The organism is Corynebacterium sp. HMSC06C06 (genome assembly GCF_001807295.1).
GTDB classification, from domain to species: Bacteria; Actinomycetota; Actinomycetes; order Mycobacteriales; family Mycobacteriaceae; genus Corynebacterium; species Corynebacterium striatum.
In genome coordinates, this window is the sequence record NZ_KV788501.1 from 1 (window position 1) to 5,792 (window position 5,792).

Here is a 5,792-nt window from a genome sequence, read left to right on the forward strand (position 1 = left end):
TCTACTCAAACGGAACAAAACCTGGGACACTTCAGACCTGCTGTTTACCTACCTGCAACCCCCACCAACAACCATCGACCCCGACAACCTTGCAGCAACAACAAACAGCCTCGAAGGTGGCATCAACGCCCCCATAAAAGAACTAGCCCGCAGACACCGCGGACTATCACTACTGCATCAACGCACAGTGATGGATTGGTGGCTGTATCTACATACAGAAGTCCCTGACGATCCGGTCAAGATCGCCAGGGACCAACGATGGGGTCAAGACGCACTTTCCACAGCAACAGACCTGATCACCCACAACACCACAGCCACTACCAATGACATCGGTGCACCAGCAGAATACGACACCGCCATCGACACCAGCTACCAACACAACCTCGGCATCCAAAAAGGCTGGATCAAATAACCGCAACACGCCCGGAAAAGACACACTTTTCTTTACTTAACCCGTGCTAGAGGTTATGACGCAAGTTTATTGAATTCCAGAGAATTTCTGAACATCCGGCGAGCGAAGGAAACGCCCGGCCATTTCCACAGCTGGCTGAGAAGAATCTCCTTCGATTACAAGGGACGCAATCGCCAATTCCCCTGTCGTTCCAGCGAACCAGCCATTGGAAAGCTTGCCATCAATTTCTGCTGTACCAGTCTTTCCGCCAAGTGCACTAAGATCACTCAACGACCTAGCTGAACCGTGGTCAATTGTTGATTTCATCATCGTCCGGAGGCTTTGAATAGTTGTATCGCTGACATGCTGGTCTGCCTGTTTATTCACTACTGTCTGTTCGCCTTGAATGAGCTGTGGAGGAACAAGCAAGCCGCCGTTAGCGACAGTCGATTGCATGAGCGCAATCCCAAATGGACTAGCTAGAACCTCGCCCTGTCCAATAGAAGCCTCCACACGAGGAGGTCCAGCCGGTGTCCGCGGCACCGAACCAGTAAGTGTGGTCATCCCTGGTACGTCGAAGTCGGAGCCAATTCCGAGTTCTAAAGCAGTCCGTTGCAGATCATCTTCTCCCAAACGATCCGAAATGACCGCTTGGGTTGTGTTACATGATTGGGCGAAAGCTTCTTCCAGTCGAACGCTACCTAGATCGAAGTCATGATCGTTGGGAATCTTGCGTCCAGCGACGGTGATATTGCTAGGACAAGGTAGTTCCTCATCCATGCTGACTGCCCCTGCCTCTAGTGCCGCCGCTGTGGTCACAGTTTTGAACGTCGATCCCGGTGGGAATAGCCCGGTGAGTGCGATTGGCCCTTGGTTATTTGCCTTGTCATTTTGTGCAACGGCAAGGACACCTCCTGTTCTAGGATTGAGCACGACTAGAACTGCGGCACGTTGCTCACTGTCCACTGCTTGTTTTGCTGCGCTTTGCAGTGTGGTATCCAGAGTGGTTGCGATTGGCTGAACTCGGCGAGGCGGCTCAGAGGCTACCGTCGTCATACCTTGTGAACTCTCAGCGCGTATCGACCATCCTGAATTAGCATCGAGCACTGACTCCCAATATTTGTTCAATTCAGCATCCAGCGGAGAGTTAAGAGTTTTGGACACGCTTAAGAGACGCCCCTGCTCCACAGTGGAAATTCCCTCAAAGGTCCTAAGTTGCTCTTGTATCTTCCGGAATTCTTCCTGCCTCAAAGTGAGGAGCACGGTGTCTTCATCCTGAGACTCTCCCAAGGTCTGCTCGATCCACTCCTTAGTCGTTGTGGGAGACACTGGTGCAAAAATCTGGGCCAATTCCTGCGCTCTAGAGGCTATATCTTTGCGACCTCGTACCTGAATAACTTTCGTCCAGGTCATATATTCATTGCCCAAGCGATCTTTAATTGGAAGATCGTACTGTTTATCTTCAGCAAAAAAGAGTGCGGAATCATCGCTCAACTGAGCTTCGAAGATCGAAGGCAACCATTGAGGCTTACCATCCTGTCCACTAAGGACGAGCCGACCATTGCTCTCCAACTCCACACCATCTTTGGACCAAGTCACATGAGTATTCTTCTTTCCATTGGAAATATCAGATGTTTCGATGTTGACCTTCACACCATGAAGTGACTGCCGAAATTCATGAAGGGCGCGCTCCGGGTCTGGATGATCCAGATACCGTGCAGCCTTGCTGTCATCTCCCGCGTTGAAAGCTTTGAGAAATACGTCTGAGTCTGATTCCCACGGTAGAGCTGAACAGCTGCTCAACATCACTGCGGAGAGCGAACAGAGTGCAATCACCGACTGACGGAAACGATTGTGCTTAGTCATCATGGGAGTGACGTTAAGTGAGACGCATTGGATGCCACCAATATCACATAATGCAATTGTCTCATTTCATTCACATATAGGCGATGGTAGAAGTGTGTATTCAAGTGGCAGAAATTCTAACGAAGAGCGTCCACGAGCAGTCTAGCCACTTCGCCAATAGCACCATCGTGAGTACTCATTGCTTGTTCTGGCACCACCTGTTTCAGCATGATGGACACCACAATGGGCTCCTCGCCCTCAACCTGGATAATCGAAGCTTCACCATGGAGAAGTCCTACAGTGCCCGTTTTTCCATAGATATCAACGCCGCTTGGAGGAAAGCCTGAAGGAACACGGTGACGCCACACCTGCAACCCCAAGAGTTCACACATAGATCGACGTACCGCTGCACTATCGTCTTTCCAAACCTGTTCCAAGTCATTAGTTATTTCCGCCAACGAAGAGACTGCAGAAAACACTATATCTGTACTACTCCCCCCTTGGGATTGAACATATTGACGCAATTGTTTCTCCGCCGTCACTAAGCTATTCCGATCTTGCAAGTCATAATGAGGTGGAAACCGTTTAAGAAATGCTTCTCGAGCCCACGCAGGCAGTAGACGCAAAATCTCGTGGGCGGCCACGTTATCTGACACCGATGCGACTTGTTTCATTAAGTCTCGGAGACTCACGTTCACTGCGTCATCAAAGGCAGCGAACCCATACCCTTCGTAAGTTCCTTTGGACGGTGCAACGTCAACACGAAGACGAGGATCCAGATCACCTCGTTGAATCGCTTCCAAAGTGAGGTGGAGGAGCCGGATTTTATATAAGGATGCCACCGAAATTTTCTCGTCTTGTTTGCGTCCGATAGTCACCCCATCGTGCAGTCGCGATGCACACCACCATCCCTCACACCCCGACCGCGTCAACACGTTTTCCAGGGCCATCTCCATCCGTGCAGTCATTGGTTAATCCTTCGACAAATTCTTTCGGCGACCGCCATGGCCTCGGCGCCATTGTCCATCCCACCTCGGCGAACCACTACATCCACGGAAAAATCGAAACGGGAAGGAAGCTCAATAGCATTGTCAAACTGGTGAAAACCGCGAAATACCAAAGACATCCCCTCCCCTCTTCCAATCAATAAGCCCCTACCTAGAGCATCCTCTGAATCATTAATTTCGCAAGACACACCCGACCGAAATAGCTCTCTCGCCAAACCACTGGCTGCACTTGAATTGTCATTCAGGTTCTCCACCAGCAGATTCAATTGAGACAAGGTCTTATCCAACCTTGAATACCCCGGCGGCACCACTAGATCACGTGACAGAGAAAACTGCCTCGCACTGCGGTGAGTACCCAAGGGAACCGGAGCTTGAACAAGCCCCGCATGAATAGCGCCTTCTTCAACACGGGCAAGAATCTCAACAGAAGGCAGTGACGACAAAACTACTCCATCATGCTGCTGTGCCTTTGCTGCAATACGCGATCCTATCTCGCTTGGAAGCGCACTACTGATGGCCAAACGAAACCCGCTTTGCGCACCACTTCGGATACCGTCAATCATCGAATGCATAGTCTGAAGATCGCGATTAATCACCCGGGCATATGGAAGCAAGGTCAACCCTGCCTCGGTTAGTTTCACTTCCCCCGCCCCTCGGATAAATAGCGGTGTACCTACACCAGCTTCTAAGCGCTTAATGGCATTGGAGACAGGCGGCTGACTCACTCCCAGTCGCGCTGCCGCCGCTGTAAAACTACCGGTCTCCGCTAAAGCCACGAAATACTGCCATTGGCGCAGATTTCCCGTCTGAGCAATCATGGGTCTCAGCATAGTGGAGCACGAGTTCGCACCACTGCAGCGTAAAATGATGTCTTTGGCTTGAGCAACACCGTCGCGGTGGCGTCGATAAACAAAAAGGAAGTGACACACAGCGTGGGCATTGGAAACGGACCGCTCATTGTGCAGTCGGATAAGACCGTGCTGCTGGAAATCGACCACGAACAGGCGCAGGAGGCGCGCACCGCGCTGGCACCGTTCGCGGAGCTGGAGCGCGCGCCGGAGCACGTGCACACCTACCGCATCACCCCGCTGGCGCTGTGGAACGCCCGCGCGGCAGGGCACGACGCGGAGCAGATCATGGACGTGCTGGAAACCTACTCGCGGTTCCCCGCCCCGCAGCCGCTGCTCATCGACATTGCCGACACGATGGATCGCTACGGGCGGCTGAAGCTCATCAAGCACCCAGCGCACGGGCTCGTGCTAGAGACGACGGACAGGGCTGTGCTGACGGAGATCCGGCGTCACAAAAAGATCAAGCCCATGTTGGGCGCAGAGATCGACGAGGACTCGATCGTTGTGCACCCTTCCGAGCGCGGCAGGCTCAAGCAGGAACTGCTGAAGGTCGGCTGGCCCGCAGAGGACCTGGCGGGATACGTCGACGGCGAGGCACACCCCATCGAGCTGTCGCAGGAACACGAAGAATGGCAGCTGCGCGACTACCAGGAGATGGCGGCCGATAGCTTCTGGGAAGGCGGCTCGGGCGTGGTAGTGCTGCCATGTGGTGCGGGCAAGACGATGGTCGGCGCGGCCTCGATGGCCAAGGCAAAGGCCACCACCCTGATCCTGGTGACGAACACCGTCGCGGGCAGGCAGTGGAAGGACGAGCTAGTGCGCCGCACCTCCCTGACGGAGGATGAAATCGGCGAATACTCCGGAGAGAAGAAGGAGATCCGCCCCGTGACCATCGCCACCTACCAAGTGGTCACGCGCAAGTCGAAGGGCGAATACCGGGCGCTGGAGCTGTTCGACTCCCGCGACTGGGGCTTAATCATTTACGACGAGGTTCACCTGCTGCCTGCCCCGGTGTTCCGCATGACCTCCGACCTGCAGTCTCGCCGCCGTCTGGGGCTCACCGCCACCCTGGTGCGCGAGGACGGCCGCGAAGGCGACGTATTCAGCCTGATCGGGCCGAAGCGCTATGACGCCCCATGGAAGGACATCGAGGCCTTCCTGGATCGCATGTCCCCCGGCGGTCTCTCGTCCGTTCCCCAGTCCCTGCGGTATTTGATTGACGACGCCACCAGGGCATTCCAGCAGGGCTCCGCCACCGAACCCCACTCGGCTCGTGTCCCGTCTCGCGTGGATACTCCCCAGCGCAACATCATGGACATCACTGGGGACTCCACCGAGATCGCCTCGGAGATCGACGGCGCCGTGGAGGGTTTTCGCCGCGCCCACGACCAGGCCATCGCCGTGGACCCGGCGGACGGCACGAAGGCCTCGGACACCCGGACCTTCCGCTCGCCGCGGGAGATCATGTCCGAGCTGCGCCGCGCCTATACCGCGGGCACACAGGTGCGCCTGCACTACGTGGACTATGCGGGTGCCACCAGCCATGACTGGATCTCCATCGTGATGATGACCCCCTCCACCATCTCCGCGGTGCTCGAATCCACCGGGGAGAGCCTCACGATCCAACCCCACCGCATCGCTGCGGTGGACGTGCCGTGCTAGAGTGAAGTGTCCCAGGTTTTGTTCCGTTTGAGTAGA

The 5,792-nt window shown here is 54.9% G+C and carries 4 protein-coding genes and 1 pseudogene; 2 read left to right on the top strand and 3 right to left on the bottom strand.

The window, feature by feature from the left end; all coding sequences use genetic code 11:
* A pseudogene (locus HMPREF3153_RS08355) lies at window positions 1–412 on the top strand (IS256 family transposase); the annotation flags it as partial.
* A 66-nt stretch (window positions 413–478) separates the two neighbouring features.
* Here HMPREF3153_RS08355 and pbp2m read toward each other — a convergent pair.
* The 3 genes from pbp2m to HMPREF3153_RS08370 all read right to left on the bottom strand — a co-directional run bounded on the left by pbp2m (window position 479) and on the right by HMPREF3153_RS08370 (window position 4,061).
* Window positions 479–2,260, bottom strand: a complete 1,782-nt coding sequence (gene pbp2m, locus HMPREF3153_RS08360) for a penicillin-binding protein PBP2M (protein ID WP_070420566.1) — start codon at window positions 2,258–2,260, stop codon at window positions 479–481.
* Window positions 2,261–2,373: 113 nt separating this feature from the next.
* Window positions 2,374–3,204 (bottom strand): serine hydrolase, encoded by an 831-nt coding sequence (locus HMPREF3153_RS08365; RefSeq protein WP_070420567.1) that lies wholly within the window; start codon window positions 3,202–3,204, stop codon window positions 2,374–2,376.
* Window positions 3,201–4,061 carry a LysR family transcriptional regulator gene (locus HMPREF3153_RS08370; protein WP_012360809.1) on the bottom strand — a complete coding sequence of 287 codons (861 nt, stop codon included), beginning with the start codon at window positions 4,059–4,061 and terminating at the stop codon, window positions 3,201–3,203. The genes HMPREF3153_RS08365 and HMPREF3153_RS08370 overlap by 4 nt, the downstream gene beginning before the upstream one ends.
* A gap of 114 nt (window positions 4,062–4,175) precedes the next feature.
* On the opposite strand from HMPREF3153_RS08370, the gene HMPREF3153_RS08375 reads away from it, so the two are divergent.
* Complete coding sequence (locus HMPREF3153_RS08375) at window positions 4,176–5,756, top strand: helicase-associated domain-containing protein (RefSeq protein ID WP_016421371.1); 1,581 nt, start codon at window positions 4,176–4,178, stop codon at window positions 5,754–5,756.
* Window positions 5,757–5,792 lie beyond the last annotated feature (36 nt).